Origin of the sequence: Cryobacterium sp. 10I1, from assembly GCF_035019805.1 — a bacterium.
In the GTDB taxonomy this organism is placed as follows: domain Bacteria; phylum Actinomycetota; class Actinomycetes; order Actinomycetales; family Microbacteriaceae; genus Cryobacterium; species Cryobacterium glucosi.
On the sequence record NZ_JASJVF010000427.1, the window covers coordinates 1 to 1,689 of the forward strand.

1 protein-coding gene is annotated in these 1,689 nt (G+C 73.9%); it reads left to right on the top strand.

Features of this window, described 5'->3' with window-relative positions; translation table 11 throughout:
* Positions 1–63 precede the first annotated feature (63 nt).
* Positions 64–1,689 (top strand): alpha-galactosidase (locus tag QN345_RS18740; protein ID WP_323509072.1); only part of this gene is annotated, 1,626 nt, incomplete at its 3' end.

Sequence of the window (1,689 nt, forward strand, 5' to 3'; positions counted from 1 at the left end):
CCCCCCCCGCCCGCCCCCCCCCGCCGGGCGCCCCCCCCCCCCCCCACGGCCGTTCCCGCGATCGTGCACTGGGGCGCCGACCTCGGTGCCCTCTCCGGGCCCGAGCTGGCCGCGCTCGCCGATGCCGCGATTCCCGCGGTCCCGCCGAGCTCGATCGACGTACCCCTGCGGCTCTCGCTGCTGCCGACGCTCGCCGAAGGGTGGAGCGGCCGGCCGGGGCTGAGCGGCTTCCGGCGCGGCGTCGCCGGTTCCGCCGGTTCTGCCGGTTCTGCCGGTTCGATCGGTTCCGGTCGGCCGGCGGATCTCGCGCTGCGGCTCGAGGCGGTGCAGCGCCGGGGTGCGCGCTCGCTCCGGATCGACACGGCGGATGCCGCGGCATCCGTCGCGGTGTCGACCGACCTTGAACTCACGGTCGAGGGCGTGCTGCGCGTGCGGCACACCCTGACCAACACGGGCGACACCGACTTCGAACTCGGCTCGCTCGACATGACCCTGCCCGTACCCGACCGGGCCGGCGAACTCCTCGATTTCACCGGGCTGTGGAGCCACGAACGCCGTCCGCAGTGCACGACGCTCGCGCACGGCGTCTGGAGCCGCGAGAGCAGGCACGGCCGGCCTGGCCACGACGACCCGTTCCTCTCGGTCGCCGGGGTGCCCGGGTTCGGGTTCCGCCGTGGGGAGGTCTGGGCGGTGCACCTCGCCTGGAGCGGCGACAAGCGGGTCTGGGCGGAGCGCTCGGCGCTCGGCGCCGCAACCCTCGGCAGCGGCGAACTGCTCGCCCCCGGGGAACTGGCCCTGCCAGCCGGGGCCGTCTACACCTCACCCTGGACCGTGGCCGCGTACTCGGCGGCCGGGCTCGACGGGCTGTCGGCGCGGCTGCATCCGTGGATTCGGTCGTGGGCGACGATCCACGACCCGCGCCCGGTCGTGCTCAACACCTGGGAGGCCGTGTACTTCGACCACGACCTGCCGACGCTCACCCGGCTTGTCGAGGCGGCCGCGCGGGTCGGGGTCGAGCGCTTCGTGCTCGACGACGGCTGGTTCACCGGCCGCACAGACGACAAACGCGCGCTCGGCGACTGGTTCGTCGACCCCGTGACCTGGCCGGGCGGCCTGCACCCGCTGGTCGAGCGGGTGCACGCGGCGGGTCTCTCCTTCGGGCTCTGGGTCGAACCGGAAATGGTGAGCCTCGACTCCGAGCTCGCGCGGGCGCATCCGGACTGGGTGCTCGGCGCCGAAGGCTCGCTCGAATGGCGGTTCCAGCGGGTGCTCGACCTGGGCAACCCGGATGCCTTCGCGTACGTGCTTGCCCGGCTCACGGCCCTGCTCGACCAGTACCCGATCGCCTACCTGAAGTGGGACCACAACCGAGACCTGCTCGGAGGATCGGCGCATCGCCAGACCGAGGCGGTCTACCGGCTGCTCGGCACGCTGCGCGCCGCGCACCCGGGACTCGAGATCGAATCCTGCGCCTCGGGCGGCGCCCGGATCGACCTCGGCATCCTCCCGCTCGTCGACCGGGTCTGGACAAGCGACACCAACGACCCGCTCGAGCGGCAGCAGATCCAGCGGTACACCGGAGTGCTGGTGCCGCCGGAGTACCTCGGCGGGCACCTCGGCGCCGCGACCGCGCACACCACGGGCCGCACCGCGTCGCTCGGCTTCCGGCTGGCGACGGCGCTCTTCGGC